Annotated in this window: 18 protein-coding genes; 10 read left to right on the top strand and 8 right to left on the bottom strand. The window is 70.1% G+C overall.

Annotation, left to right across the window (positions count from 1 at the left end; all coding sequences use genetic code 11):
• The first annotated feature begins 49 nt into the window (after positions 1-49).
• From ABQJ56_RS14120 to ABQJ56_RS14090, 7 genes are all read left to right on the top strand, one after another.
• On the top strand, positions 50-1,567 hold the full coding sequence (locus ABQJ56_RS14120) for a tryptophan halogenase family protein (RefSeq protein ID WP_367845654.1): 1,518 nt from the start codon (positions 50-52) through the stop codon (positions 1,565-1,567).
• Positions 1,568-1,602: 35 nt separating this feature from the next.
• Positions 1,603-3,183, top strand: a complete 1,581-nt coding sequence (locus ABQJ56_RS14115) for an alpha-amylase family glycosyl hydrolase (RefSeq protein WP_367845653.1) — start codon at positions 1,603-1,605, stop codon at positions 3,181-3,183.
• Positions 3,180-5,537, top strand: coding sequence for a glycoside hydrolase family 31 protein (locus tag ABQJ56_RS14110; RefSeq protein ID WP_367845652.1), 2,358 nt, complete (start codon positions 3,180-3,182; stop codon positions 5,535-5,537). The genes ABQJ56_RS14115 and ABQJ56_RS14110 overlap by 4 nt, the downstream gene beginning before the upstream one ends.
• Before the next feature lie 161 nt (positions 5,538-5,698).
• A complete protein-coding gene (locus tag ABQJ56_RS14105) occupies positions 5,699-7,735 on the top strand; it encodes a glycoside hydrolase family 13 protein (protein ID WP_367845651.1) in 2,037 nt (678 codons plus the stop codon).
• Between the two features lie 298 nt (positions 7,736-8,033).
• Positions 8,034-10,223 (top strand): alpha-L-rhamnosidase-related protein, encoded by a 2,190-nt coding sequence (locus ABQJ56_RS14100; RefSeq protein WP_367845650.1) that lies wholly within the window; start codon positions 8,034-8,036, stop codon positions 10,221-10,223.
• Positions 10,220-11,713 (top strand): MFS transporter, encoded by a 1,494-nt coding sequence (locus ABQJ56_RS14095; RefSeq protein ID WP_367845649.1) that lies wholly within the window; start codon positions 10,220-10,222, stop codon positions 11,711-11,713. Before ABQJ56_RS14100 ends, ABQJ56_RS14095 begins: the two co-directional genes overlap by 4 nt.
• Positions 11,710-11,895, top strand: coding sequence for a hypothetical protein (locus ABQJ56_RS14090; RefSeq protein WP_367845648.1), 186 nt, complete (start codon positions 11,710-11,712; stop codon positions 11,893-11,895). Before ABQJ56_RS14095 ends, ABQJ56_RS14090 begins: the two co-directional genes overlap by 4 nt.
• A 15-nt stretch (positions 11,896-11,910) precedes the next feature.
• Here ABQJ56_RS14090 and ABQJ56_RS14085 read toward each other — a convergent pair whose 3' ends face one another.
• The 6 genes from ABQJ56_RS14085 to ABQJ56_RS14060 form a co-directional block, all read right to left on the bottom strand.
• Positions 11,911-14,808 carry a sensor domain-containing protein gene (locus ABQJ56_RS14085; protein WP_367845647.1) on the bottom strand — a complete coding sequence of 966 codons (2,898 nt, stop codon included), beginning with the start codon at positions 14,806-14,808 and terminating at the stop codon, positions 11,911-11,913.
• Between the two features lie 120 nt (positions 14,809-14,928).
• Positions 14,929-15,954 carry a LacI family DNA-binding transcriptional regulator gene (locus tag ABQJ56_RS14080; protein ID WP_367845646.1) on the bottom strand — a complete coding sequence of 342 codons (1,026 nt, stop codon included), beginning with the start codon at positions 15,952-15,954 and terminating at the stop codon, positions 14,929-14,931.
• A gap of 190 nt (positions 15,955-16,144) precedes the next feature.
• Complete coding sequence (locus ABQJ56_RS14075; protein WP_367845645.1) at positions 16,145-16,894, bottom strand: LytR/AlgR family response regulator transcription factor; 750 nt, start codon at positions 16,892-16,894, stop codon at positions 16,145-16,147.
• Positions 16,891-17,985, bottom strand: a complete 1,095-nt coding sequence (locus ABQJ56_RS14070; RefSeq protein WP_367845644.1) for a sensor histidine kinase — start codon at positions 17,983-17,985, stop codon at positions 16,891-16,893. The genes ABQJ56_RS14075 and ABQJ56_RS14070 overlap by 4 nt, the downstream gene beginning before the upstream one ends.
• A 53-nt stretch (positions 17,986-18,038) precedes the next feature.
• Positions 18,039-18,539: a nuclear transport factor 2 family protein gene (locus ABQJ56_RS14065; protein ID WP_367845643.1), complete on the bottom strand. Its 501-nt coding sequence runs from the start codon at positions 18,537-18,539 to the stop codon at positions 18,039-18,041.
• 171 nt (positions 18,540-18,710) lie between these two features.
• Positions 18,711-19,283: a DNA-3-methyladenine glycosylase I gene (locus tag ABQJ56_RS14060; RefSeq protein ID WP_367845642.1), complete on the bottom strand. Its 573-nt coding sequence runs from the start codon at positions 19,281-19,283 to the stop codon at positions 18,711-18,713.
• Positions 19,284-19,391: 108 nt separating this feature from the next.
• On the opposite strand from ABQJ56_RS14060, the gene ABQJ56_RS14055 reads away from it, so the two are divergent.
• Complete coding sequence (locus ABQJ56_RS14055) at positions 19,392-20,270, top strand: DMT family transporter (protein WP_367845641.1); 879 nt, start codon at positions 19,392-19,394, stop codon at positions 20,268-20,270.
• Between the two features lie 87 nt (positions 20,271-20,357).
• A complete protein-coding gene (locus ABQJ56_RS14050; RefSeq protein WP_367845640.1) occupies positions 20,358-21,479 on the top strand; it encodes a sterol desaturase family protein in 1,122 nt (373 codons plus the stop codon).
• 1 nt (position 21,480) lies between these two features.
• Here the strand turns inward: ABQJ56_RS14050 and ABQJ56_RS14045 are convergent, their stop codons facing one another.
• Together ABQJ56_RS14045 and ABQJ56_RS14040 are read right to left on the bottom strand one after the other, a co-directional pair.
• A complete protein-coding gene (locus ABQJ56_RS14045; RefSeq protein ID WP_367845639.1) occupies positions 21,481-22,434 on the bottom strand; it encodes a pyridoxal-phosphate dependent enzyme in 954 nt (317 codons plus the stop codon).
• Complete coding sequence (locus ABQJ56_RS14040; RefSeq protein ID WP_367845638.1) at positions 22,431-23,429, bottom strand: aldose 1-epimerase; 999 nt, start codon at positions 23,427-23,429, stop codon at positions 22,431-22,433. Before ABQJ56_RS14040 ends, ABQJ56_RS14045 begins: the two co-directional genes overlap by 4 nt.
• A 77-nt stretch (positions 23,430-23,506) precedes the next feature.
• On the opposite strand from ABQJ56_RS14040, the gene pepN reads away from it, so the two are divergent.
• Positions 23,507-26,152: an aminopeptidase N gene (gene pepN / locus ABQJ56_RS14035; RefSeq protein WP_367845637.1), complete on the top strand. Its 2,646-nt coding sequence runs from the start codon at positions 23,507-23,509 to the stop codon at positions 26,150-26,152.
• Positions 26,153-26,198 lie beyond the last annotated feature (46 nt).

Genomic DNA, 26,198 nt, shown 5'->3' with positions numbered 1-26,198 from the left:
CGCGCACGGAGGTTCCATGGATGGCGACGGAATCGACTAGGGTGACGACATGAGTGATTCGCGCATTCGGCGTCTGGTGATCGTGGGTGGCGGTACCGCCGGCTGGCTGACCGCGGCCCTCCTGGCCCGCGCACTGGGTTCGCAGCTGGAGATCCGGCTGCTGGAATCGGCCGAGATCGGCACCGTCTGCGTGGGCGAGGCGACGATCCCGCAGATCCTCCACGTCAACCGCTTCCTCGGCATCGACGAGGACGACATGCTGCGTGCCGTGCAGGGCACCTTCAAGCTGGGCGTGCAGCTCAACGACTTCGGGCGGCTGGGCGATTCCTACATCCACGCCTTCGGCGACTTCGGCCTGCCGCTGGGGCTGACGCCGTTCCACCACTACTGGCTGCGCAGCCGCGGCCGGCCCGGCGCGCAGAGCCTGTGGGCCCACTCGCTCAACGCGGCCGCCGCCGCGGCGAGCCGCTTCGCGCGGATGGACACGGTGCCGAACAGCCCGCTGGGCGGCATCCGCTACGCCTACCATTTCGATGCCTCGCTGTACGGCCAGTACCTGCGCGAACACATCAGGCCCGGCATCGTGCAGCGCATCGAGGGCAAGGTGGTCGACGTGCGCCTGCGCGCCGGGGACGGCCACATCGAGTCACTGCTGCTCGACGGCGGCGCGACGGTCGAGGGCGACTTCTTCATCGACTGCTCCGGCTTCCGCGGCCTGCTGATCGAGGGCGCGCTGCAGGCCGGCTACGAGAACTGGCAGCACTGGCTGCCGTGCGACCGCGCGCTGGCGGTGGGCAGCGCGCCGGGCGGGCCGATGCGCCCGTACACCCAGGCCAGCGCGCGTACCGCGGGCTGGCAATGGCGCATCCCGCTGCAGCACCGCACCGGCAACGGCCACGTGTACTGCAGCCGTTTCATCAGCGACGACGAGGCCGCCGCGCAACTGCTGGCGAACCTGGAAACCGAGCCGCTGGGCGATCCCCGCCCGCTGCGCTTCGTCACCGGCATGCGCAAGCTGGCGTGGAACCGCAACTGCCTCGCGCTGGGCCTCGCCGCCGGTTTCATGGAGCCGCTGGAATCGACCAGCATCCACCTCGTGCAATCGGGCGTGAACCGCCTGCTGGCGATGTTCCCCGACCGCCACTGCGACCAGAAACTGATCGACGAGTACAACCGCCAGACCCGCTTCGAATACGAGCGGGTGCGCGACTTCCTGATCCTGCACTACAAGGCCACCGAGCGCACCGACACGCCGTTCTGGCGGCAGTGCGGCGCGATGGAGGTGCCGCCGGAACTGGCGCACCGCATCGAGCTGTTCCGGCGCACCGGCATGATCTTCCGCGAGGGCGACGAGCTGTTCGCGGAAACGGGCTGGCTGCAGGTGCTGCTGGGCCAGCGCATCGAACCGGCGCGCCACCACCCGCTGGCCGACGAGCTGGACGAGCAGCAGCTCGACCACTTCCTCACCGACGTCCGCACCCTGGTCGGCCGCGCAGTGGGCATGCTGCCGCCGCACCACGAGTTCGTGGCGCGCCACTGCGGCACACCCACGCCCATCGAGGCCTGACGAATACAGGTCGCCACTTTCTTGCCGGAGGCATCATGAAATTCCCCCGTCGTCTCGCTCTCCTGTTGTCCGCCGCGCTGCTGCTGCCGACGTTGCCGGCGCAAGCCGCCGCGCCGGCCACGGCCGGGAAATCGGTACAGGCACCTTCCGGCGTGTGGTACGAGATCTTCGTGCGCAGCTGGTACGACACCAACGGCGACGGCATCGGCGACCTCAACGGCGTCACCGCCAGGCTCGACTACCTGCAGTCGCTGGGCGTCAGCGGCATCTGGCTGATGCCGATCAACCCCTCGCCCAGCTACCACGGCTACGACGTCACCGACTACCAGGCGGTGAACCCGCAATACGGCACGCTGGCCGATTTCCGCCACCTGGCGGACGAGGCGCACAAGCGCGGCATCCGCGTGATCATCGACATGGTGGTCAACCACACCAGCGACCAGAGCCCATGGTTCAAGGCCGCGCTGGACCCGAACAGCCCCTACCACGACTGGTACACCTGGGCCGACAAGTACACCGACCTGGAAAGCGCCAGCGCCGCCGGCACCCGCGCCTGGCAGGCGGCGGGCAAGCAAGCCGCTCCCGGACAACATTACCTCGGCATCTTCGCGTCGAGCATGCCCGACCTGAACTACGACAACCCGGCGGTGCGCGCCGCGATCATCAAGGCCGGCCAGTTCTGGCTGAAGCAGGGCGCGGACGGCTTCCGCCTCGACGCCGCCCGGCACATCTACGAGAACTTCCCCTGGGACGTGGACGACCCCGCCGCACTGGCGAAGAACCTCGACTGGTGGAACGAATACCGCCGCGGCCTGGCCGCGGTGAACCCGCACACCTACCTGGTCGGCGAGGTGACCCAGCCCGCGGCCACCATGCTCGCGCCCTACCTCAAGCCGCTGGACGCGGTGTTCAACTTCCCGCTGGCGGTGCAGCTGATCGACGCCGCGAAGAGCGAGCGCAACCAGGGCCTGGGCCCCACGCTGGCCCGCACCTATGCCGCCTACCAGGCGGTCGGCGGCAAGACGATCAAGGATGCGCCCTTCCTGTCCAACCACGACCAGGAGCGCGTGATGAGCCAGCTCGACGGCAACCCGCAGCACATGCGCACGGCCGCCGCGATGCTGCTCACCCTGCCGGGCGAGCCGTACGTCTACTACGGCGAGGAGCTGGGCACGCTGGGCAAGAAACCCGACCCCGCGCTGCGCGAGCCGATGCGCTGGCAGCGCGCGACCAGGGCGAAGGGCGAGACCACCTGGGAAGCCGCCGACCCCGCCAACGGCGCGGCCGTCTCGGTCGAGGCCGAACAGGCCGACCCGCATTCGCTGCTGCATTTCTACACGCGGCTGATCCACTGGCGCAGCGAGGTACCTGCGCTGCACGACGGCGGCTTCCGCGCCTACCCCGAGGCCAGCGACCACCTTGCCGCGTGGGAACGCACCGACGGCCGCGACACCGTGCTGGTGGTGCACAACCTTTCCGGCACGACGCAGACGATGGCGCTGGACGTGCCCGGCGAACCGCATTTCACCCGCGTGCTGAAGCAGACCGGCCCCGGCACGGCGATCCACGACAGCACGCTGAGCGTGCCGGCCTACACCAGCGTGGTGCTGCAATGACGACACGATACGGCAAACCCTCCCTCGCTCTCGCCGCCCTCCTGCTGCTCGCCCTGCCTGCGGCATCGCTTGCCGACACGCCGGCCGCCGCCACTCGGGCCGGCTCGCCAGGCCTGTCGTTCCGCATCGGCACTACGCAGATATCGGTGCAACCGGCCGGCAACGGCGTCGTGCATGTGCAAGCGCTGCCTGCCGGAGCGGGCGACACACCCACGCTGGTACTCGACCCGCACGCCAGGCCGATGACTGTGACCGACGTGCGCGTGCTGCGCGATCGCGACGGCGCCACCTTGGCCGATGCGCGCTTCATCGCCCGCTGGAACAAGCAAGCCAACACGCTCACGTTGCAGGATGCGCAACACCATCCGTTGCTCACGCTGGATCTTGCCGCGCTGGCGCAGGGCCGCGTGGTGCTGGGCCACGCACCGGCGGACGCGCTTTACGGCATTGCCGGCTACGACAAGGACGCCGATGCCTCCGTCGGCCTGCTGCGCAGCGGCACGTGGGTGGCCAAGGCCGGCGAGCAAGGCCACGCCGGTGCGCCGTTCGTGTGGAGCACCACGGGCTGGGGCGTGCTGGTGGACAGCGATGGCGCCGACTTCGCATTGCATGACGCGCGCCTTGTCGTCGACAAGCTTTCCAAGCCCGCGGTGGATGCGTATCTGCTGGTCGGTACGCCGCCGCAACTGTTCGGCGAACTGGCCGACCTGTCCGGCCATGCGCCGCTGTTCCCGAAATGGGCGAACGGCTTCATCAACAGCCAGTGGGGCATCGACGAGAACGAGTTCCGGCAGATCATCGCCACCTACCGCAGCAAGCACATCCCGCTGGATGCCTTCACCTTCGACTTCGACTGGAAGGACTGGGGCAAGGACTGGGGCGAGTTCAGCTGGAACCCCGCGAAATTCCCCGACGGCCCCACCGGCAAGCTGAAGGCCGACATGGATGCGCTCGGCGTGCACATGACCGGCATCATGAAGCCGCGCGTGCACGTGGATACCGTGGAAGGCCGCTATGCCACCGCGCACGAGCTGTGGCTGCCCGGCGAGAAGGTCAGCCCCGACTACTTCTCGCACAAGCCGGTGAAGGACCTCGATTTCGACAAGCCGGCCACGCGCGCCTGGTTCTTCAACGGCGCGCTGAAGCACAGCTTCGACACCGGCATCGTGGGCTGGTGGAACGACGAGGCCGACACCACCAAGAGCAATACCCAGTTCCTCGACATGCAGCGCGCGATCTACGACGGCCAGCGCGCGTATTCGAAGCTGCGCGTGTGGTCGATCAACCGCGATTTCTGGCTGGGCGCGCAGCGCTACGCCTACGGCCTGTGGTCGGGCGACATCAGGACCGGCTTCGCCAGCATGGCCGCGCAGCGCCCGCGCATGCTCAGCGCGATCGACGTGGGCGAGATGCAGTGGGGCATGGACGGCGGCGGCTTCGTGGGCCACCCGTCCGACGAGAACTACGCACGCTGGATCGAGTTCGGCGCGTTCACGCCGGTGTTCCGCGTGCACGGCACCGAGGGCGAGAAGCGCCAGCCGTGGAAGTACGGCGCGGTGGCCGAGGCGGCGGCGACCCGCGCGATCCGCCTGCGCTACGCGCTGCTGCCCTACATCTACAGCTACCAGCACCGCGCCAGCGTCGCCGGCGTGGGCCTGGTGCAGCCGCTGGCCTTCGCCTGGCCGCAGGACCCGCAGGCGCGCAACGACGTGGACGCCTGGCTGTTCGGCGACTGGCTGCTGGTGTCGCCGGTGGTCGAACAGGGCCAGACCGTGAAGCGCATCTACCTGCCCGCGGGCACGTGGACGGACTGGGCCAGCGGCAAGGTCTACCCGGGCGGCCAGACCATAGCCTATCCGGTGGACGCGAAGACCTGGCGCGACATCCCGCTGTTCGTCCGCGCCGGCGCCATCATCCCCACCCAGCCGGTGATGGACTGGAGCAGCCAGCACCCGGTCACCACGGTGAACGTGGACGTGTTCCCCGCCGCCGAGGCCAGCCATTTCGACTATTACGACGACGACGGCGAGACCTACGCCTACGCGGATGGCGCGTACTTCAGGCAGCGCCTCGCCACGCAACGCAGCGGCGCCACGGTGAGCTTCAGCGCCGCGGCACCCGAGGGCAGCTACCGCCCCGCGCTGCGCCATTGGCTGGTGCGGGTGCACGGCATCGCGGCAGGAAACGTCGCGGCGGGAGGCACCGCGCTGCGGCATTACGCGACGCCAGCCGAACTGGCCGCCGCCGACGGCGAAGGCTGGAGCAGCGCCAGCGACCGCTACGGCCAGCTCACCGTGCTCAAGCTCGATGCCGGCGCCGCGCGCGCGCTGACGCTGCAGGCGGCCACGCACTGAAGCACGCAGGGGGAGAACCGCGCCGCGCCGGACCGCGCGGCGCGGGGAGTCCGGAAGCTTCGCGGCCATGCATGGCCTCCATCACCGCCACGCGAGGAGCTGCCGGCCCTGGGCCCGGCGAGCGCGACGGCATCTGCCCAGTCCGAACGGGAGGGGTTTCGATGAGTCATCCGATGAAGCACGATCCGCGCGGCCTGCACCGGCTGCCGCTTGCCCTGTGCCTGGCGCTGGCCTTGTCCGGCGCCTCGCTGTGGAGCACTGCCGCGCGCGCCGCCAGCAATGACAACAACGTGGAATGGGCCGGCCTGTTCCACGACCAGGGCCCGCTGTACGACAGCGCCGCCGAACCCACGGCGAGCACGGCGGTGACGCTCACGTTCCGCACCTTCAAGGGCGACATCACCAGCGCCAACATCAAGTACTACGACAGCGCCGACGGCCAGTTCCACTGGGTGGCGATGCACTGGGCGGCCAACGACGCCACCGGCACCTACGACCTCTGGCAGGGCACCATCCCCGCCAGCTCGTCGAAGAAGTACTACCGCTTCCAGATCAACGACGGCAGCGCCACCGCCTGGTACAACGCGGCCGGCATCACCAGCAGCGAGCCCTCGTCCGGCGATTTCTTCATCATCCCCGGCTTCAAGACGCCGGCCTGGATGAAGAACGGCGTGATGTACCAGGTCTTCCCCGACCGCTTCTACAACGGCAACACCGGCAACGACGTCACCAACGGCCAGTACACCTACGCCGGCTGCGCCACCGAGCAGCACGCCTGGGGCACGGGCGTCACCGCCAACGTCAGCGGCTGCAACAGCGAGGTGTTCTTCGGCGGCGACCTCGCCGGCGTCGACCAGAAGCTGGGCTACATCAAGAACACCCTGGGCGCCGACATCATCTACCTCAACCCGATCTTCAAGTCGCCCACCAACCACAAGTACGACACCGCCGACTACTACACAGTCGATCCGGCCTTCGGCAGCAACGCCACGCTGCAGCAGCTGGTCAGCGACGTGCACAGCGCCGGCAACGGCCCGGCCGGCTACGTGATCCTGGACGGCGTGTTCAACCACAGCGGCGACAGCAACTGCTGGTTCGGCGCGCAGAGCTACGGCACGCTGAGCTGCCCGCATCAAGGCGCCTACCAGTCGCAGTCCAGCCCGTACTACAGCTACTACACCTTCCAGACCTGGCCCGGCAGCTACTCCACGTTCTTCGGCATCCCCAGCATGCCCAAGCTGGACTACGGCGCCAGCGGCTCGGCCACGCGCAACCAGATCTACGCCAACTCCGGCTCGGTGGTGCAGACCTGGCTGGCGCAGCCCTACGGCATCGACGGCTGGCGGCTGGACGCGGCGCAGTACCTCGACGCCGGCGGCAACAACGGCAGCGACGCCACCAACCACCAGCTCATGCAGGAGCTGCGCACGGCGGTGAAATCGGTGAACCCGAACGCCACCATCGTCGGCGAATACTGGGGCGATGCCTCGTCCTGGCTGGACGACGGCGCCGAGTGGGACGGCGCGATGAACTACAACGGCTTCACCCAGCCGATCTCGGAGTGGATCTGCGGCGTGGACGAAAGCGGCAACAGCGCCTCGCTGCTCCCGAGCGGGCTCGACAGCTGGCTGCACGGCACGCGTGCCGACCTGCCGATCGACGTGCAGCAGACCATGACCAACTTCCTGGGCAGCCACGACACCTCGCGCTTCGCCACCCGTTGCGGCGGCGACATCTGGAAGACCTACCTTGGCCTGATCTTCCAGATGACCTATGTCGGCACGCCCACCATCTACTACGGCGACGAATACGGCATGCAGGGCGGCGCCGACCCGGACAACCGCCGCACCTTCGACTGGAGCCAGGCCACCACCAGCAACACGGCGGTGGCGCTGACGCAGCAGCTGATCCGCATCCGCAACGACTACCCGGCATTGCGCACCGGCTCGTTCATGACCCTGCTCACCGACGACACCCACGACATCTACGCGTTCGGTCGTTTCGACCAGGGCAACCGCATCGCGGTGGTGCTCAACGGCACCGGCAATACCGAAACGGTGACGGTGCCGGTGTACGAGCTGAGCATGACCAACGGCAGCCAGGTCACCGACCTGCTCACCGGCAACAAGTACACCGTCAGCGGCGGCAACGTCACGGTGAGCGTGGAGGGCCACTACGGCGCGATCCTGGCGCAATGAACCACGCCCTTCCGTCCCGTGGCGGAGGGGTTCCCCAAGCCTGTTCAATGTCTCCGCATGACCCGCGCCGTGGAGGCGTTGGACAGGCTCTCACACAAGCACGCATGCATCTGCGTACACTGGTTCCGGACCCGACTGCATGGCCGTACATGCGGCGGTCCGGCCACGGGGGCCGCCGACACGCAGGCGGCGGGCAAGCGCATGAGGCCGCTGCCCGCCGGCCGGATCAAGGGAAAATCGACATGAGCAAGACCGTCTCGCACGCCACCTCGCGCCACCTTTGGCGGAGGGCCGCCGCATGAGCATCTTCGGCAGCCTGATGCTCGCGCTGACCGCCGCCGCGCATGGCCCGCTGTGGCACGACAGCCTGCACTGGCGCGGCCAGAACGCCAGCATGACGGTGCAGCCGGGCGGCGGCTTCCTGCTGCAGGCCGCACACGACAGGCGCGCGATCCCCGCGTCGCCGTATGCCGTGCAGACCGCCAGCCCCCTGTTCGACGGCCTGTACGCGATGGCACAGGACGACCTGCGCCAGGATTCGGTCGGCTCGATCCGCGACGACGCCTTCGACCACGGCCAGCCCATCCCCTGCACCTGCTTCGAGACCGGCGCGAAGTGGCACTACGTGTGGACGCGCGACCTGTCCTACGCGGTGGACCTGGGCCTGTGGCGTTTCGATGCCGCGCGCTCGCGCAACGGCCTGCGCTTCAAGCTCTCCGACAGCCGCGTGCCCGAGGCGCCCAGAGGCCCGTTCGCGATGCAGGACACCGGCTCGGGCGGCAGCTGGCCGGTCAGCACCGACCGCGTGGCGTGGTTCCTCGGCGCGCGCCACCTGCTGGGCGACCCCGCCTTCGCCGACACCAGCTGGCAGGCGCTCACCGCCACCCTGGCGCAGGACCGCCGCTACGCCTTCGATGCCGGCATGGGCCTGTACCGCGGCGAGACGTCCTTCCTCGACTGGCGCGAGCAGAGCTATCCCGCGTGGATGGCGAACGACATGGTGCCGATCGCGCAGTCCTACGCGCTGTCCACCAACGTGCTGCACTACCAGGCGCTGCAGCTCGCCGCGCGCATGGCCGGCGAACGCCACGATGCGCGCGTGGCGGAGTACCAGGCGCAGGCCGATGCCCTGAAGGCGGCGATCAACGCGCGCTTCTGGCGCGCCGACCGCGGCATGTACATGAGCTACCTCGGCGGCGACGGCACGCCCTACGACAGCTATGACCTGCTCGGCATCGCGCTCGCGATCACCAGCGGCGTGGCCGACGCCGGGCACGCGCGGCAGGCGCTGGCGAACTACCCGGTGTGGCCCGCCGGTAGCCCGGTGGTCTGGCCCGAGCGCGTCGACCAGCCGATCTACCACAACCGGGCGATCTGGCCGTTCGTGAGCGCCTACGCGCTGCGCGCCGCGCGCACGCTGGACGATCCCGCGCACATCGCGTTCGAGATCACCTCGGTGATGCGCGGCGCCGCGCTGGCCGGCTCCAACATGGAGAACTACGAGCTCACCACCGAGTCCACCCACGTGGACGACGGCAAGCTCAGCGGCCCGGTGGTGGATTCGCCGCGCCAGCTGTGGTCGGTGGCCGGCTACCTGGCGATGGTGAGCGAAGGCGTGTTCGGCCTCACCGACGATGACCGCGTCGAACCCAAGCTGCCCGTCTCGCTGGTGCCGATGCTGTTCGGCAGCAAGGACGCGATCAGCCTGCAGCTGCCGGGCCGCCACATCACCCTGCAGCGTCCGCAGAAGCTGGACGGCAACCTGCTGGTGGCCGACCGCATCGAGCAGCACGGCAATGACAGCGTGGTGCTGCTGAAGGCGGTCAAGGTGCCCGAGCTGCCGCTGCACAGCAAGGTGCCGCCGTTCGCGCCCGTGGCGCCCGCCGCGCCGGAGGTGACGCGCGACGGCGCGAACTGGCAGGTGCGCAGCAGCGCGCCGGGCACGCTCTACCTCAACGGGCGGCGCGTGGGCGCGATAGCCGGCACGCTCGCGGTGCCCGCCGCCGACGCGCTGCAATGCTTCAGCGTCACGCAGGCGGGCGCCGACGATCTCGAATCGCTGCAGAGCCCGCCGCAATGCGAGGGCCCGGTCAGCAGCATCGAAGGCGCGTGGCCGCGGGCCTGGACCGCGCCCGCCGACGGCCGCTACCAGGTGGCGCTCAGCTACCGCAACGACCACGGCCCGATCAACACCGGCGTCACCGCCGCGGTGAAGCAGCTGGCGATCCGCTGCGAGGGCAGCCCGGTGCAGACCGTGCCGGTGGTGATGCCGCACAGCACGGGCGAGCAGCTTTCCACCACCGCGCAGTTCAGCGCCAGCGCGGGCGCGCATTGCCGCTTCGCGCTGGAACAGGGCTTCAACATGAGTTTCCTCGCGCACAACGCGCACTACACCGGCGGCACGGGCGGCAGCAGCGGCCCCTTGAACGAGGCGGACGTCGGCGCACTGCGCATCGTGCCGTTACCGGCCGCGGAGAGCGCTCCATGACGCGCAAGCCCGAGCTGTCGTTCTGGCAGATCTGGAACATGTGCTTCGGCTTCCTCGGCATCCAGTTCGGTTTCGCGCTGCAGAACGCCAACGTCAGCCGCATCTTCCAGACGCTGGGCGCGAACGTGGACCAGATCCCGGTGCTGTGGATCGCCGCGCCGTTCACCGGGCTGATCGTGCAGCCGCTGATCGGCTACTGCTCCGACCGCACCTGGAACCGCTTCGGCCGCCGCCGGCCGTACTTCTTCGCCGGCGCCGTGCTGGCCACGCTGGCCCTGCTGGCGATGCCGAACTCGCCCGCGCTGTGGATCGCGGCGGGCCTGCTGTGGATCATGGATGCCTCGTTCAACGTGTCGATGGAGCCGTTCCGCGCCTTCGTGGGCGACCAGCTGCCGCCGCGCCAGCGCCCGCTGGGCTACGCGATGCAGAGCGTGTTCATCGGCGTGGGCGCCGTGGTGGCCTCGTTCCTGCCCTGGCTGCTCACCCGCTGCGGCGTGGCCAACACCGCGCCGGCCGGCACGGTGCCGCATTCGGTGATGTATTCCTTCTACGCCGGCGCGGCGGTGCTGCTGGGCGCGATGCTGTGGACCATCCTCAGCACGCGCGAGTACCCGCCGGAGCAGCTGGAGTCGTTCGCCGACGGCCACGTGGCGGAAGAGCCGGCGGACGTGGCCGGCGCGTGGAAGCCCGGCGCGCTGTTCCTGCTGCTGGGCGTCGTGCTGCTGGCGCTGATCCGGCATTACGCGCTGCGCGAGGAGCTTTATCTGCTGGCCGGCGGCCTGGCCGGTGCCGGCGTGCTGTTCACCTGGCTGGCGCACACCACGCGCCGGCAAGGCGTGCTGCGCCAGATCATGGGCGACCTGTACGGCATGCCGCGGGCGATGCGCCGGTTGAACTGGGTGCAGTTCTTCTCCTGGTTCGCGATGTTCGCGATGTGGATCAACACCACGCCCGCCGTCGCCGGCCACTTCTACGGCAGCACCGACACCACCTCGGTCGCCTACAACGAGGGCGCGAACTGGGCCGGCGTACTGATGGGCACCTACAACGGTGTGGGCGTGCTGGCCGCGATCCTGATCCCGCTGCTGGTGCGCGCCTGCGGCCTGCGCTGGAGCCACCTGATCAACCTGTGGCTGGGCGGGCTGGGCCTGCTGTCGTTCCTGTTCATCCGCGACCCGCACTGGCTGGTCGCCTCCATGGTCGGCGTGGGCTTCGCCTGGGCCTCGATCCTCTCGCTGCCCTACGCGATGCTGTCGGACAACCTGCCCGCGGCGAAGATGGGCATCTACATGGGCATCTTCAATTTCTTCATCGTGATCCCGCAGCTGATGGCGGCCAGCGTGCTGGGCGTGCTGCTGAAATGGTTCTTCCACGACCAGCCGGTCTGGGCGCTGGCGCTGGGCGGCGCCAGTCTGCTGCTGGCGGGGCTGTGCACGCTGCGCGTGCAGGAACCGCGCGCGGTCGCCGCGGCCGCCGACGCCACGGCATGAGGCGCCCGCCGCGCCGCGGCAGCCTGCTCGCGCTGCTGCTGGCCTGCTGGCCGCTGCACGCGCTTGCCACCACGGCCGACGCCGCCGTCCACCTGCTTCCCGGCGCCCGGCACCAGCAGGCTTCGTGGGCAAAGATGCTGCCGCTGTTCCTGCGCCGGGACGACGGCGACGGAAGCCGCTGAGACGAATCCCGGCGGTCACGCCGAGGACGCACCCCGCGCCGCGGCGAAGTAGCGCTCCGCATCGACCACCGGCCTCGCCGCGCCCAGGCCGTTGCCCTGCAGCTCGTCGCAGCCCAGGCCCGCAAGGAAGGCGGCCTGGGCCTGGGTTTCCACGCCTTCGGCGGCGACCAGCATGCGCAGCTGGTGGGCCAGCTCGATGATGGTCTGCGCAATCGCACCGTCGTCGGCATCGTCGGGCAGGTCGCGCACGAAGCTCTGGTCGATCTTCAGCTTGTCGATCGGGAACTGCTTCAGGTAGGCGAGGCTGGAATAGCCGGTGCCGAAATCGTCCAGCGACAGCCGCACGCCAAGCTCCTTCAGGCCGGTCAGCGTGCGGCGGACCCGCGCCACGTTCTCCATCAGCGCGCTCTCGGTCATCTCGATGTCCAGCATCGCCGGCGGCACGGCATGGCGCTGCAGCGCCTCGGCCACCTGCTCGACCAGGTGCGGATGCTGCAGCTGTTGCGCCGAGACGTTCACCGCCAGCGTGAAGCCGCGATGGCCGCGATCCAGCCATGCGCGCAGTTGCCGCGCCGCCTGCGCGAACACCCAGCCGCCGATCTCGGGCATCAGGCCCAGCGCCTCGGCGACCGGGATGAAGCGGGCCGGCAGGATCCGGCCCAGCTCGCCGCAGTTCCAGCGCAGCAGCGCCTCGAAGCCGGTCAGCGCGTGGTCGAGCGCGCTGTACTGCGGCTGGTAATAGAGCTCCAGCTCGTCGTGGCGCAGCGCGTCGCGCAGGCGGCTGCCCAGCAGCACGCGTTCTTCCAATGCCTGTTTCTGCGCGACGCTGAACTCGCCGACGCGGTCGCGACCGTCGCGCTTGGCCTGCATCATCGCCGCCTCGGCGCTGCGCAGCAGGGTCGGCGGCGTGTCGCCGTGTTCGGGCGAATGGCTGATGCCCACGCTGGCGGTGAGCAGCAGACGGTAGTCCTGCCCCTCGATCGGCCGCGCCACCACGCCCCGCAGGCGCTCGGCCAGCTCCAGCGCCGCCTCCCGCCCCAGGCCTCCCGCCGCCACCGCGAACTTGTCGCCGGCGATGCGGGCGATCTGCCATTGCGCGTCCAGTGCCGCGCGCAGGCGGCCGGCCACGCGCCGCAGCACGTCGTCGCCGATCACGTGGCCCACCGATTCGTTGACCACCTGGAAACGGTCGAGACCGACCATCACCACCCAGGCCGGCGTGGCGGGGTGCTGCTGCAGGATCGCCGCGAGCGCGTGTTCCAGCAGCGGCCGGCGTGGCAGGCTGGTGATCGCATCGTGGCTGGCGGCATGCGCCAGTTCCCGCTCGGCCTGGCGGCGCGCGGTGACGTCGCGCGCCACGGCGTAGATCAGGCCATCCGGCGTGGCGAACGCGGTCCATTCCAGCAGATGCTCGCTGCCGTCCTTCGCCACGCAGCGATTGACGAACTCCTGGACGTGCCGGTCCGCCCCGACCGGCCCGAGGATCGGATCCGGCGCCGCGGCGTCGTACTCCGGCCGCAGGAATTCCCGGTAGCTGCGCGACTTCAACTCGTCGGCGGCATAACCGGCGAGGCGCGGCAGCGAGGGATTGAACTGGACCAGGCGTTCGCTGCGCGGATCGAGGATGCAGAAGATCTCCTGCGACATCTCGAAGAAACGGTTGCGCTCGCGCAGGCGCCCGACCAGCCGGTCGCTCTCGATCGCGATGCCGGCGATCGGCAGCATGCGGTCGATGTTCGCCAGTTCCTCCGGTCGCGGTGCGCGCGGCTCGCGGTAATACACCGCGAACGTGCCCAGTACCTCGCCGTGGTTGCCGGGCACCGGCGTCGACCAGCAGGCCCGCAGCCCGTGCGCCAGCGCCAGCTCGCGGTAGTTCACCCAGTACGGGTGGGTGGCGATGTCGTCCACCACCACCCGCTCGCCGCACCACGCCGCCGTGCCGCAGGAGCCGTGCGCCGCGCCGATCTCCAGCCGGTCGATGCCCTGGTTGTAGTCCTCGGGCAGGCTGGGCGCGGCGCCGTGCAGCACGCGCCGGCCATCGGCATCGAGCAGCTGCAGCGAACACAGTGCGCCGGGGTTCAGCGACTCGTGCAGGCGGGCGATGCGCTGCAGGCTTTCCACCAGCGGCGGCTGCGCGGCGATGCCGAGCAGGATCTCATGCTGGCCGGCGGCCATCTGCTCCTCGCGCTTGCGCGCCGTGATGTCCTGGCAGGCCCCCAGCATGCGCACGGCGCGGCCGTCCGCGTCGGCTTCCACCACACCCCGACTGTGCAGCACGCGCTCGTCGCCGTCCGGCCACAGGATGCGTTCCTCGAACTCGAACGTGCCACCATCCTGCAGCGCGCATTCGACGACGCGGCGCACGCGTTCGCGATCGTCCGGATGCACGCGTTCCAGGTAGGCCTCGAAGGTGGCTGCATGGCTTGCCGGATCGACACCGTAGATGCGGTACAGCTCGGCCGACCAGCTGACCCGGTTGGCGGCGATCTCCCAGCTCCAGCTGCCGACGCGGGCCAGTTGCTGGGCCTGGTCCAGCAGGCGCTGCTGTTGCTGCAATTGCTGCTCGGTCCGCTTGCGCCCGGTGATGTCCTGGAAATAGACCGTCAGGCCGTCGGCCGACGGATAGATGTGGTTCTCGAACCAGCGCTCGTGCGGCGGGTACCAGGCCTCGATGGTCCGGGGCTGCTGTTCGGCCATCGCCTGCTCACAGGCCCGCCGGAACGGCGAGTCCGCGTCCTTGGGGAATTCCGTCCAGATGTGCCGGCCGACCAGTTCCCCCGCGCGGCGGCCGAGCAGTTCGCCGGCCTGCGCATTGAGGTAGGTGAAACGCCAGTTGCGGTCCAGCGCCACGCACGCATCGGTGATGCGCTCGAAGACGTGCATGGACCCCTGTTCGAACTGGTTGCGCCCCATGGGATACGCGATCCTGTCGCGCGATTGCGTGGACGGCCCGGGCAGGTTATGCCAGCCGCGGATGCCCCGCAATGCGAAAATGCGAAGGCAGAGACCGCACGATCTTGCGCCGCGACTGCGCTACCGGCGCAGGCTCGAACGCCGCACCTTCAACTCGGCCGGCAGCATCGCGCTTTCGGCGCCGTCGCCGCGGATCAGCCGCAGCAGTTGCTCGACCAGCACCTCGCCGGCCTTGCCGGTGTCCTGGCGCACCGTGGTGAGCGCGGGGTTGACGAAGCTGGCCATCGGAATGTCGTCGAAGCCGGCCAGCGCCACGTCGCCGGGCACCGCGAGGCCGCGCTCGGCCAGGGCGCGCAAGGCGCCGATCGCGATCAGGTCGCTGGCGGCGAACACGGCGTCGAACGACACGCCGCGCTCCAGCAGCAGTTCGGCCGCCTCGTAGCCGGCACGCTCCGTGGTCTCGGCGTCCGCCTGCAGCGCCTCGTCCACCTCCAGGCCAGCCGCACGCAGCGCGTCGGCATAACCGCGGTAGCGCTCGTGGAATTCCGGATAGTGCGGCGTGGCGTCGCCCAGGAAGGCAACGCGCCGGCAGCCCTGCCCGATCAGGTGCGCGGTGGCCGTACGGCCACCCTCGAAGTTGTCGCAGCCGATCGATACGCCAGGCTGGCCGGGCAGCACCGCGCCCCAGCGCACGAAGCGGGTGCCCTGCGCCACCAGCTTCTCCAGCTTGTCGCGGTGCGACTGGTAGTCGCCGTAGCCGAGCAGGATCAGCCCGTCGGCCTTCTGGCAACCGGCGAAGTCGGCGTGCCAGTCGCGCGAGAACTGCTGGAACGAGATCAGCAGGTCGTAGCCCTGCTGCGCGCTGGCGCGGGTGATCGAGCCCAGCATGGACAGGAAGAACGGGTTGATGTGCGAGTCGTCGGCGGTGGGATCCTCGAACAGCAGCAGCGCCAGCGTGCCGGTGTGCTGGCGGCGCAGGTTGGAGGCGTTCTTGTCCACCTTGTAGTTCAGCGTGTCGGCGGCCGACTGGATGCGCCGCCGGGTCTCCTCGCTGACCAGCGGACTGCCGCGCAAGGCGCGCGACACCGTGGACTGCGAAACCCCGGCGAGATGGGCAATGTCGAACGATGTGGCCTTTCCCTTCATCCGCGACCCGATGCATGGCACGGGCGGCGACGCGCCACCCATCGCCGCATCCTACCGTGTCGCGAAGTGCAAGACCTTACGCCCGCATCCCGCCGGCCCCATGCGCCGTGGTCGCACGCCCCCTCTGCTTCCGCGCCGCCCATGGCGCCCATCGTGTACTCCCCCGTGGCGGCTTCGCCCCGGCGACCGCTCAGATCGAAGCGCCCACCGCCAGCAAGGCCGCGCGCAGCGCGTCCACGTAGGTGCGGCTGGCACGCAGCGGCGTGCCGTCGTGCAGGCGCAGCAGGCTGTCGCGGTTGGACAGCGCCTGCAGTTCGGCCACCCGGTCCAGCCGCACGATGGCCGAGCGATGGATGCGCGCGAACTGCGCCGGGTCCAGCCGTGCAGCGAGCCGCTGCAACGGTTCGCGCAGCAGGTGCAGGCGGCCGCCCGCGTGCAGGCCGGCATAGTCGCCCTGCGCCTCGATCCAGTCGATCTGCGCCGCGTCCACCAGCTTCACGCGCTGACCCAGCCGCACCTCGAAACGGCTGGCCCAGGCCGATGCCGCAGGAACCGCGACCGGTTCGCGCCGGCGCAGCGCCAGTACCTGCCGCGCGCGGTCTAGCGCATCGGCGAAGCGATCCTCGTCGACCGGCTTGAGCAGGTAGTCGAGCGCGTGCACCGCAAAGGCGCGCAGCGCGAACTGCGCGTGCGCGGTGAGCAGGATCGCCAGAGGTCGCTCCGGTGGCGGCAGGCGTTCCAGCGCATCCAGGCCGTTGAGCCCGGGCATCTGCACGTCGATGAACACCAGGTCGGGGCGCTGCGTGCGCATCGCTTCCAGCGCCGCGTCGCCATCGGCGCATTCGCCGATCACCTGCACGTCCGGCTGCATCGCCAGCCGCGCGCGCACGCCGCCGCGCGCCAGCGGCTCGTCGTCCACCACCAGCACGCGCAGGGTCATGCCGGCTCCGCCACGGGCGCCGCGAGGACGCGGCAGGGCAGCGCGATGTCGATCGTGCAGCCGCCATCGTCGGCCAGCGCGAAGTCGAAGCGCTGCGCCTCGCCGTAGAGGCGCGCCAGCCGTTCGCGCACGTTGCGCAGGCCGATCGCGGCGGGGCCTGTCCCCGCGCCCGTCGCATCGGGCGCCACGGGCACGCCGTCGTTGCGCAGCGACAGCCGCAACGTCTCGCCGTCGCGCGCCACCCCCAGCGCCACGCGACCGGGTGCGATCCGTGGCGCAATGCCATGGCGGATCGCGTTCTCCAGCAACGGCTGCAGCAGCAGGGGCGGCACGGCCAGCTGCAGCACGTCGGGGCCGATGCGCACGTCCAGCAGCAACCGCTCGCCCAGGCGCACCTTCTCGATGTCGAGGTAATGCCCGGCCAGTGCCAGCTCCTCGGCCAGCGTCACCTCGTGCGCCTCGCCGCTGTCCAGCGTGGCGCGCAGCAGGTCGCCGAGCCGCGCCAGCATGCGGTTCGCTTCCGGATTGCGGTATTCGGCCACCAGGGCGGAGATCGCGTTGAGCGTGTTGAACAGGAAATGCGGCTGCAACTGGTAGCGCAGCGCGCGCAGTTCGGCGTCGCGCGCCTGCGCGGCGATCCCGCGCACGCGCTTGCGTTCGGCCTGCAGCGCCGCGTAATGGTCCACCACCGCATGCACGGCGGCGAAGGCGATCAGCGCCAGCCAGCAACTGTCCAACTGCTGGAACAGGAACTTCCACTGGAAGCGCGGCAGCGCGCCGAGCCGGATCGCCAGCAGCTCGCCCAGCGCATTGTTGGCCAGCGACATCGCGTAACTCAGCGCCAGCAGCACCGGAATCGCCACCCACCATGACACGCCGTGCCGCCGCAGCCCGCGCTGCGCCGCCGCCATCGGCACGATCCACAGCAGATAGGTCGCCGCGTACAGCACGCGGAAATCCAGCGCACGGCCGCGACCCAGCTCGGGCAGCGCCATCACCGCCATGCACAGCACCAGCGGCAGGCCCGCCAGCAGCGGCAGCCAGAACGGAACATCGGCGCCGCGGCGGGCGGCGGGCACTGCAAGACTCATGCGCAAGGGTTTCCGGCATCGGCGGCAGGCACCCGGCCTGCCGCCGCGTCACTCTAGCGCAGCTGTGTCGGGTCGCTGGAATACACCATCGCGCTGATCTTCCAGCCCGCGCCGGTGTTCACCAGCTGCCAGGCCTCGTGACCGCGGTTGTTGGGCTGGCCGTCGGCGAGGAACACGAAGTCGAAATACACCGTGGCGATCGCGCCGTCGGTCTCGATGCGCACGTTGGCGAACTTCTCCTCCATGCGGCCCTTGCCGCCGGTGACGAAATCGATGAAGCGCTGGTGGCTGTCGCCGTGGAAGCGCGGCACCCCCGGATGCTTCGCGCTGAGCTGGCGGTAGGCGTCGTCGCCCAGCACCTCGAACCAGGCGCCGCCCGCGGGCATGAACAGGCTTTCCAGGCCCGCCTTGTCCTTGGCAAGCAGCGCCGTCTGGAACTTCGCGACCACCTGTTCGATCTGCGCCTGGGCGTCCGGCACGGCCGGGGTGGCGGCCTGGGCCGCGACGGCGAAGACGGCCAGCAGTGGCAAGGCGAACCATCCGCTCTTCTTCATGGGGACTCCGTGTGCAGTGGTAGGGCGAACCCATTGCACACGGCGCCACGGTCGTAGCGCCAGCAGCCTGCGACGAACCGTGCCCACGAAGCGGTGAAGCGCCTGCTCGCCCTTGTGGGGCGCATCCCTGACCGGATTCAGCCTGCACGCGCCAAGCTTCGACACATCGCCTCAAGCCAGGGCAGCGCACTCCCGGTGCCGGAAGCAGCTGGCCAGGTGATCGTTGATCATGCCGGTGGCCTGCATCAGCGAGTAGCAGATGGTGGTGCCGACGAAGCGGAAGCCGCGCTTCTTCAGTTCCTTGCTCATGCGGTCGGACAGCGGCGTGCTGGCGGGCACCTCGCCCTTGTCCTTCCAGCGGTTGCGCAGCGGCTTGCCGTCCACGAAGGACCACAGGTACGCATCGAGACTGCCGGATTCGGCGATCACTTTTTGCGCGGCGATGGCGTTGTCGCGCGCCGCCGTCACCTTGAGCCGGTTGCGGATGATGCCGGGATCGAGCAGCAGCTTCTCCAGCTCGCGGTCCTTCATCGCCGCCACGCGGGCGATGTCGAAGCCGTGGAAGGCCTTGCGGTAGTTGTCGCGCTTGGCGAGCACGGTGCGCCAGGACAGGCCCGCCTGCGCGCCTTCCAGGCACAGGAATTCGAACAGTGCGTTGTCGTCGTGCAGCGGGACGCCCCACTCGGCGTCGTGGTAGGCGCACATCAGCGCGTCGTCGGCGCTGGCCCAGTGGCAACGGTGCATGCGGTGGTCCCGGCTGGCGCGCTCGGCGCGGGGAGAGGTAGTGAACCCTTCCCGGCCGCTGTCCGCAAGCTGCCGCTACACTCGCGCCTTTCCACACGCCTGCCGCCCATGCCTTCCTCCCCTGCCCAACGCGGCGCCGCGCTGGCGCTGCTCGCCACGATCGGCCTGTGGGCCTACAGCTGGGTGGTGATGAAGCAGGTGCTGGCCTATGCCGGGCCGTTCGATTTCGCGGCGCTGCGCTACCTGCTGGGCGCGGCGGTGCTGTTCGCCGCGATGCTGCTGGCGCGGCAATCGCTGCAGCCGCCGCCGCTCGTGCCCACGATCCTGATCGGCCTGTGCCAGACCGCGGCGTTCCAGGGACTGGAGCAGTGGGCGCTGGTGGGCGGCGGCGCGGGCCACGTGGCATTGCTGGCCTACACCATGCCGTTCTGGGCGGTGCTGCTGGCCTGGCTGATCCTGCGCGAGCAGCCCAGCGGACGGCACTGGCTGGGGCTGCTGCTGGCGGCGTTGGGCCTCGTCTGCATCATCGAGCCATGGCGCGGGCTGGGCAACGCGACCAGCACCGGGCTGGCGATCGCCGGCGGCGCGGCCTGGGCCGCGGGCACGGTGCTGAGCAAGCGGCTGTTCCGGCAGCGTGCGGTCTCCGCGCTCGGCCTCACCGCGTGGCAGATGCTGGCCGGCGGCGCGGCGCTTGGCATCGTGGCGCTGGCGGTGCCGCAGCGGAGCATCGAATGGAGCGGCGCCTTCGTGACGGGACTGGCCTACAGCGTGCTGATGGCTTCCAGCCTGGCATGGTGGCTGTGGTCGATCGTGCTGCGCCGGCTGCCCACCACGCTGGCCAGCGTGAGCAGCCTCGCCGTGCCCATCGTCGGCGTGCTGCTGGCCTGGCTGATCCTCGACGAGCGGCCGCGCACGATGGAGTGGGTGGGCATCGCCTTCGTGCTGCTGGGCCTGTGCGCGGTGAGCGGGGTGCGCCTGCGGCGCTGAGCGCCCCGCAAATTCGCGCGACGGTGTTCAGCGCGACGACGCGGCCGCGGCGATATCATTCACGCGTCGTCCCTCGCCGATATGCCGATGCCTTCCCTGCTCCAACTGTGGTCCCACCTCGTCGACTGGCTGAGCAGCCATGCCGTGGCGCCCGCGCTCGACCTGCTGCACCTGGGCAAGCTGTCCGGCGACCCGCGCGACATCGCCGCCTCGCTGCTGATCGCGGCGCTGCAGATCGGCATCATCGGCTTCCTCTTCCGGCCGCTGGAAACCTTCTTCCCCGCGGAGAAGTGGAGCGACCGCAAGCTCACCCTGGTGGACCGCAACTACACGGTGATGATGCTGATGGGCATCTTCCCGCTGTTCACCTACCTGATCCTGATGCCGTTCAGCCATCTGCTCGGCGGCGCCGACGTGGCCACCTCCGGCACCGGCTCGCCGCTGGCGATCACGCACTGGGCGCCGTGGTTCAACGGCCACCCCTACGTGCTGTTCGGCGTGTACTACGTGGCCTACGATTTCACGTACTACTGGATGCACCGCACCCAGCACGCGCTGCCGTGGTGGTGGGCGCTGCACAGCATGCACCACAGCACGCGGCAGATGAGCTGCTGGACCAACGACCGCGGCAACCTGATCGACGGCTTCATCCAGTCGATGATCCTCGCCGTGGTGGGCCTGGCGATGGGCGTGGACCCGGACGAGTTCGCCTGGCTGATGCTGCTGGGCGAGCTGGTGCAGAACTTCTCGCACACCAACACGCGCGTGGGTTTCGGCCGGCTGTTCGAGCGCGTGTTCGTCGACCCGAAGTTCCATCGCCTGCACCACATGCTGGTGGATCCGGAGCGGCCGAAGCTGCACAACTGCAACTTCGGCCAGGTGCTGTCGATCTGGGACGTGCTGTTCGGCACCGCGCTGTACGGCGAGCCGCCGCGCCCCACCGGCGTGGGCGATCCGGTGGTGGACGCGGACAACAACCACGGCCTGCTCGGCCTGCACTGGGCTTCGACGAAGCGCTTCCTGTGCACGGTGTTCCGGCTGGACGGCTGGAGGCCGGGCGAGGTGGCGTTCGATCCGGTGACCCTGCGCCCGGTACCGGTCGATCAGCTCGACCTGCACGCGCTGGCGCACCACCTGCCGGGCGCCGCCACACCGCCGGCCGCCATGGCGACGGACTCCGCTGCCGTCGAGGAATCCGCGGCAGCCTGAGTCAGGCGAACCACGGCAGCGCGTCGAGATCGACGTTGCCGCCGGTGAGCACCACGCCCACGCGCCTGCCGGCGAAACGCCCCGGCTGCCCGAGGATCGCGGCCAGCACGGTGGCGCTGGAGACTTCCACCACCTGCTTCAGCTCGCTCCACAGCAGGCGCATCGCGGCGATGGCTTCCGCGTCGCTCACCGTGATGACCTCGACGCGCTGCGCGCGCAGCGCGGCGAGATTCGGTTCGCCCACCAGTGCGCGCAAACCATCGCACAGGGTGTCCGGCGCCACGCTGGTGACGCGCGTACCCGCGGCCAGCGAGCGCGCCGCATCGTCCGCGCCAGCCGGTTCGGCGCCGAACAGGGCGAGTTCCGGCCGTAGTGCATGCGCGGCGATCGCCACGCCGGCGGCCAGGCCTCCGCCGCCAACGGGGGTGATCAGCGCATCCAGCGCCGGTACCTGCCGCAGCAGTTCCAGCGCGATCGTGCCCTGCCCGGCCATCACCCGCGCATCGGCATAGGGATGCACCAGTGCGGCGCCGGTGCGCGCCTGCACCTCGGCGCACATCGCCTCGCGCGCCGCCTGGCTGGGCGCACAGCGATGCAGCGTGCCGCCGGCACGCGCGATCGCGTCGAGCTTGGCCTGCACCGCGCCTTCGGGCACCACCACATGCGCGGCGATGCCGCGGGTGGCGGCGGCCAGCGCCAATGCGTTGCCGTGGTTGCCGGAGGAATGCGTGACGACGCCGCGCGCGGCTTCTTCGTCCGTCAGTGACCACACCGCGTTGCACGCGCCGCGGAACTTGAACGCGCCGCCGTGCTGCAGGTTCTCGCACTTGAAATGCAGCTCGGCGCCGGCCAGCGCGTCCAGTGTCGCGTTGCGCAGCACCGGCGTGACCGTGGCGTATGGCGCGATGCGCGCGGCGGCATCGCGGACGGCGTCGATATCCGGCAGTGCGCTCATGGCGTGACGATCTCCACGCCGCAGCGGTAGCGCCGTTCCGCGCCCGGCAACAGCCGGATCAGGCCGGCGCATTCGGGCCGGTTGAACGCGTTCGCCATGCACTCCATCGGCTCCAGCGCGACCGCGCGACGCCGGTCGCGGCTGATCGTGTCGGAGGTGAAGGCATGCATCAGGCCATGTTCCTGCCACACCACCAGCGCGCGCCCGCTGGCCGGGTCGCGCAGGTGCGTGCGGATGCGGCCGTCGGCGTCGGGCTGCAGGTCGGTGTAACCCTGGTCGATGATGTGGTCGCCGATCACGCGCGGCTCGCGGAAATCCAGCGCGGGCGCGTCGTCCAGCGCCACGTAGGCGGCCGCGCCCGGCAACGCGATCAGGTCGGCGCCGGTGCGGACCAGGGTCTCGGCGGGAATCGCCAGCTCCCAGCCGTCCACCATGGCGTCGGCCAGCCGGAAGTACGGGTGCCAGCCGAAGAAGCACGGCGCCGCGCTGTCGCCCACGTTGCGCATCGTCACGTCCAGCGCAAGGCCGGCAGCGCCCAGCGTGAACGTCACCGCGAGATCGATCGCGTGCGGGTAGCCCGGTTGCGGACGGATCGCCGTGGTGGTCAGCGTCACCCGCGCCTGTTGCTCGTCCGCGGCGAGCGCGGCGACGTCGAACGTGGTGCCGCGCACGAAGCCGTGCCGGCTGGCGCGCGCATCGCCGGTCACGCCGGGCTGCAGATCCTGCGCCTGGCCGTCAAAGGTGTAGCGCGCGTCGGCGATGCGGCCGCCGAACGGCACCATGATCGCGAAGCGTGAGCCGGAGTGGGCGGCGATTTCGGCATCGCTGCGGTAGCCGTCGGCGTAGTCGTGCCAGGCACCGCCCTCCTCCGCCTCGAAGTTCAGCAGCGCGGCGCCGAGCCGTGCGATGCGCACGCGGCGGCCGCCCGCGCGATCCTCCAGCTGCACCACGGGTTGCGTGCCCAGCATGGCCTCGGCGGCGTGGAAACGCGTCATCGCAAGCTCCGGTTGAAGGCGGGGGAAAGACTCCACATGTTAGCCTGATCCGTCCCCACCTCCGATGTCCCGCCCGCATGAATGCACGTCCCGACGCCGCCAGCCTGCCGATCCGTCTCGCCGACTACCGGGCGCCGGCCTGGCGGGTGGAGCGCGTGGAACTGGACTTCGAGCTGGGCATCGACGCCACCGAGGTGACCGCGAAGCTGCTGCTGCGCCGCGACCCCGCGCAGCACGCGCCGTTGCGTCTCGACGGCGAAAACCTCGAACTGCTGGCGATCGCGCTGGACGGCCAGCCGCTGCCGGCCACGGCGTACCGCACCATCGAGGGTGGGCTGGAGGTGGACGGCGCCCGCGACGGCAGCGTGCTGGAGACGCGCGTGCGCGTGCTGCCCGCCGCGAACACCGCGCTGGAAGGCCTGTACCTTTCCGGCCCGCGCGAGACGGGCTTCCTGCTCACCCAGTGCGAGGCGCAGGGCTTCCGCCACATCACGTATTTCCCGGATCGCCCCGACGTGCAGTCCAGCTACACCGTGACCCTGCGCGCCGACCGCGCGCGCTTCCCGGTGCTGCTGGCCGGCGGCAATCCGGACGGCGCGGGCGAACTGCCCGGCGGCCGCCACTGGGCGCGCTTCGCCGACCCGCACCCCAGGCCCAGCTACCTGTTCGCGCTGGTCGCCGGGCGGCTGGAAAAGATCGAGCGCGACTACCGCACCGCGGACGGCCGCGACGTGCAGCTGAAGATCTGGGCCGAGGCCGACGCCATCGCCAGCTGCCACTACGCGATGGACGCGCTGGAACGCTCGATGCGCTGGGACGAGCAGGCCTACGGCCGCAACTATGACCTCGACGTGTTCCATGTCGTCGCCACCCACGACTTCAACATGGGCGCGATGGAGAACAAGGGCCTCAACATCTTCAACACGAAGTGCCTGCTGGCCGACCCCGACTCCAGCACCGACGACGAATACCGTCGCGTGGAAGCGGTGGTCGCGCACGAGTACTTCCACAACTGGAGCGGCAACCGCGTCACCTGCCGCGACTGGTTCCAGCTGAGCCTGAAGGAAGGCTTCACCGTGTTCCGCGAGCAGAGTTTCTCGGCCGACATGAACTCGGCGCCGCTGAAGCGCATCGAGGACGTCGCGCTGCTGCGCCGCGCCCAGTTCCCCGAGGACGCCGGCCCGCTGGCGCATCCGGTACGCCCCGCCGAGTACCGCGAGATCAACAACTTCTACACCGCCACCGTGTACGAGAAGGGCGCCGAGCTGGTGCGCATGCTGGCCGGCCGGCTGGGCGCGGAGGGCTTCCGCCGCGGCACCGACCTGTACTTCAGCCGCAACGACGGCCGCGCCGCCACCATCGAGGATTTCCTCGCCGCGCTGGGCGAGGCGAACGGCATCGACCTCACGCCCTACCTCGCCTGGTATGGCCAGGCCGGCACGCCACGACTCAAGGCACATGGCGAATACGACGCTGCGCGCCGCGAATACGCGCTCACCTTGGCGCAGTACACGCCGCCCGGCGCCGGGCAGCCGCACAAGCAAGCCTTGCCGATCCCGGTGAAGCTGGCGCTGTTCGGTGCCGACGGTCGCATGCTGCCGCTGCATCTGGACGGCCAGACGGCCGCCACCGAAGCCGTGGTGGTGCTCACCGAAGCCGAGCAGCATTTCGTGTTCCGCGACGTGGCCGAGCGCCCGGTGCCCTCGCTGCTGCGCGGCTTCTCGGCACCGGTGATCCTGGAATGCGACTACACGCCGGCCGAACTCGCGCTGCTGCTGGGCCACGATCCCGACGGCTTCAACCGCTGGGAGGCCGGCCAGCAGCTGGCCCTGCGCGCCTGCGACGCGTTGCGCGATGATGCGGACCCGCAAGCCGTCGCGGCCTGGTGCGACGCATTGGCCGCCCTGTTCGACGATGCGCAGCTCGATGCGGCCCTGCTCGCCGACCTGCTCACCCCACCGGGCGAGATCGAGCTGGCCGAACGCGAGTCCGTGGTCGACCCGGCGCGCATCCACGCGTTGCGCCAGCAACTGCAGCGCCGCCTCGCCGCGCGCATCGGTGGCGGCAAGCTCGACGCGCGCTACCGCGCGCTGGCCGCGCAATCCACGGCGGCGCTCGATGCCGCCAGCCAGGCCAGCCGCCGCCTGAAGCAGCGCGTGCTGCACCTGCTGGCGCTGCTCGACCCGGCCAGCGCCTGCGACCACGCCGCCACGCAATACCGCGATGCACCCGGCATGACCGACCGCCTCGGCGCACTCGCCGTGCTGGCGCGCCACGATGGCGTGCGCGGCACCGAGTCGCTGGCGCACTATCGCGCCCGCTACGCGAACGACCCGCTGGCGCTGGACAAGTGGTTCGCCCTGCAGGCGCAGTTGCCAGGCGAAGGCGCGCTGGCCCGCGTGCAGGCGCTGGAGGCAGACCCTGCCTTCACCCTGAAGAACCCGAACCGCGCCCGCGCCCTGCTGGGCACGTTTGCCAGCGGCAATCCCACCGGCTTCCATCGCGCGGATGGTGCGGGCTACCGGCTGTACGCCGAGCGCCTGCTGGCGCTGGATGCGCTGAACCCGCAGATCGCCGCCCGGCTGGCCACCGCGTTCAACGGTTGGCAACGGCTGGAACCGCGGCGCCGCGAGGCGGCCCATGCCGTACTTGCCACCTTGTCTGCCCACGACGGGCTCTCGCGCAATCTCGCCGAGATCCTGGGCAACATGCTCAAGGCCTGAAACTCAGAGCCTGAAACGAAAGCGGCGGCTTTGCGCCGCCGCTGCA

The sequence above is a fragment of the Rhodanobacter geophilus genome (assembly GCF_040812275.1).
Classification (GTDB): domain Bacteria; phylum Pseudomonadota; class Gammaproteobacteria; order Xanthomonadales; family Rhodanobacteraceae; genus Rhodanobacter_A; species Rhodanobacter_A geophilus.
This window is presented reverse-complemented; position numbering and strand designations above follow the sequence as displayed.

Excerpts from the sequence above, each read along its gene's own strand:
- ABQJ56_RS14120 (WP_367845654.1), top strand. The coding sequence starts at position 50 with ATGAGTGATTCGCGCATTCGGCGTCTGGTGATCGTGGGTGGCGGTACC.
- ABQJ56_RS14115 (WP_367845653.1), top strand. The coding sequence starts at position 1,603 with ATGAAATTCCCCCGTCGTCTCGCTCTCCTGTTGTCCGCCGCGCTGCTG.
- ABQJ56_RS14110 (WP_367845652.1), top strand. The coding sequence starts at position 3,180 with ATGACGACACGATACGGCAAACCCTCCCTCGCTCTCGCCGCCCTCCTG.
- ABQJ56_RS14105 (WP_367845651.1), top strand. The coding sequence starts at position 5,699 with ATGAGTCATCCGATGAAGCACGATCCGCGCGGCCTGCACCGGCTGCCG.
- ABQJ56_RS14100 (WP_367845650.1), top strand. The coding sequence starts at position 8,034 with ATGAGCATCTTCGGCAGCCTGATGCTCGCGCTGACCGCCGCCGCGCAT.
- ABQJ56_RS14095 (WP_367845649.1), top strand. The coding sequence starts at position 10,220 with ATGACGCGCAAGCCCGAGCTGTCGTTCTGGCAGATCTGGAACATGTGC.
- ABQJ56_RS14090 (WP_367845648.1), top strand. The coding sequence starts at position 11,710 with ATGAGGCGCCCGCCGCGCCGCGGCAGCCTGCTCGCGCTGCTGCTGGCC.
- ABQJ56_RS14085 (WP_367845647.1), bottom strand. The coding sequence starts at position 14,808 with ATGGGGCGCAACCAGTTCGAACAGGGGTCCATGCACGTCTTCGAGCGC.
- ABQJ56_RS14080 (WP_367845646.1), bottom strand. The coding sequence starts at position 15,954 with ATGAAGGGAAAGGCCACATCGTTCGACATTGCCCATCTCGCCGGGGTT.
- ABQJ56_RS14075 (WP_367845645.1), bottom strand. The coding sequence starts at position 16,894 with ATGACCCTGCGCGTGCTGGTGGTGGACGACGAGCCGCTGGCGCGCGGC.
- ABQJ56_RS14070 (WP_367845644.1), bottom strand. The coding sequence starts at position 17,985 with ATGAGTCTTGCAGTGCCCGCCGCCCGCCGCGGCGCCGATGTTCCGTTC.
- ABQJ56_RS14065 (WP_367845643.1), bottom strand. The coding sequence starts at position 18,539 with ATGAAGAAGAGCGGATGGTTCGCCTTGCCACTGCTGGCCGTCTTCGCC.
- ABQJ56_RS14060 (WP_367845642.1), bottom strand. The coding sequence starts at position 19,283 with ATGCACCGTTGCCACTGGGCCAGCGCCGACGACGCGCTGATGTGCGCC.
- ABQJ56_RS14055 (WP_367845641.1), top strand. The coding sequence starts at position 19,392 with ATGCCTTCCTCCCCTGCCCAACGCGGCGCCGCGCTGGCGCTGCTCGCC.
- ABQJ56_RS14050 (WP_367845640.1), top strand. The coding sequence starts at position 20,358 with ATGCCTTCCCTGCTCCAACTGTGGTCCCACCTCGTCGACTGGCTGAGC.
- ABQJ56_RS14045 (WP_367845639.1), bottom strand. The coding sequence starts at position 22,434 with ATGAGCGCACTGCCGGATATCGACGCCGTCCGCGATGCCGCCGCGCGC.
- ABQJ56_RS14040 (WP_367845638.1), bottom strand. The coding sequence starts at position 23,429 with ATGACGCGTTTCCACGCCGCCGAGGCCATGCTGGGCACGCAACCCGTG.
- pepN (WP_367845637.1), top strand. The coding sequence starts at position 23,507 with ATGAATGCACGTCCCGACGCCGCCAGCCTGCCGATCCGTCTCGCCGAC.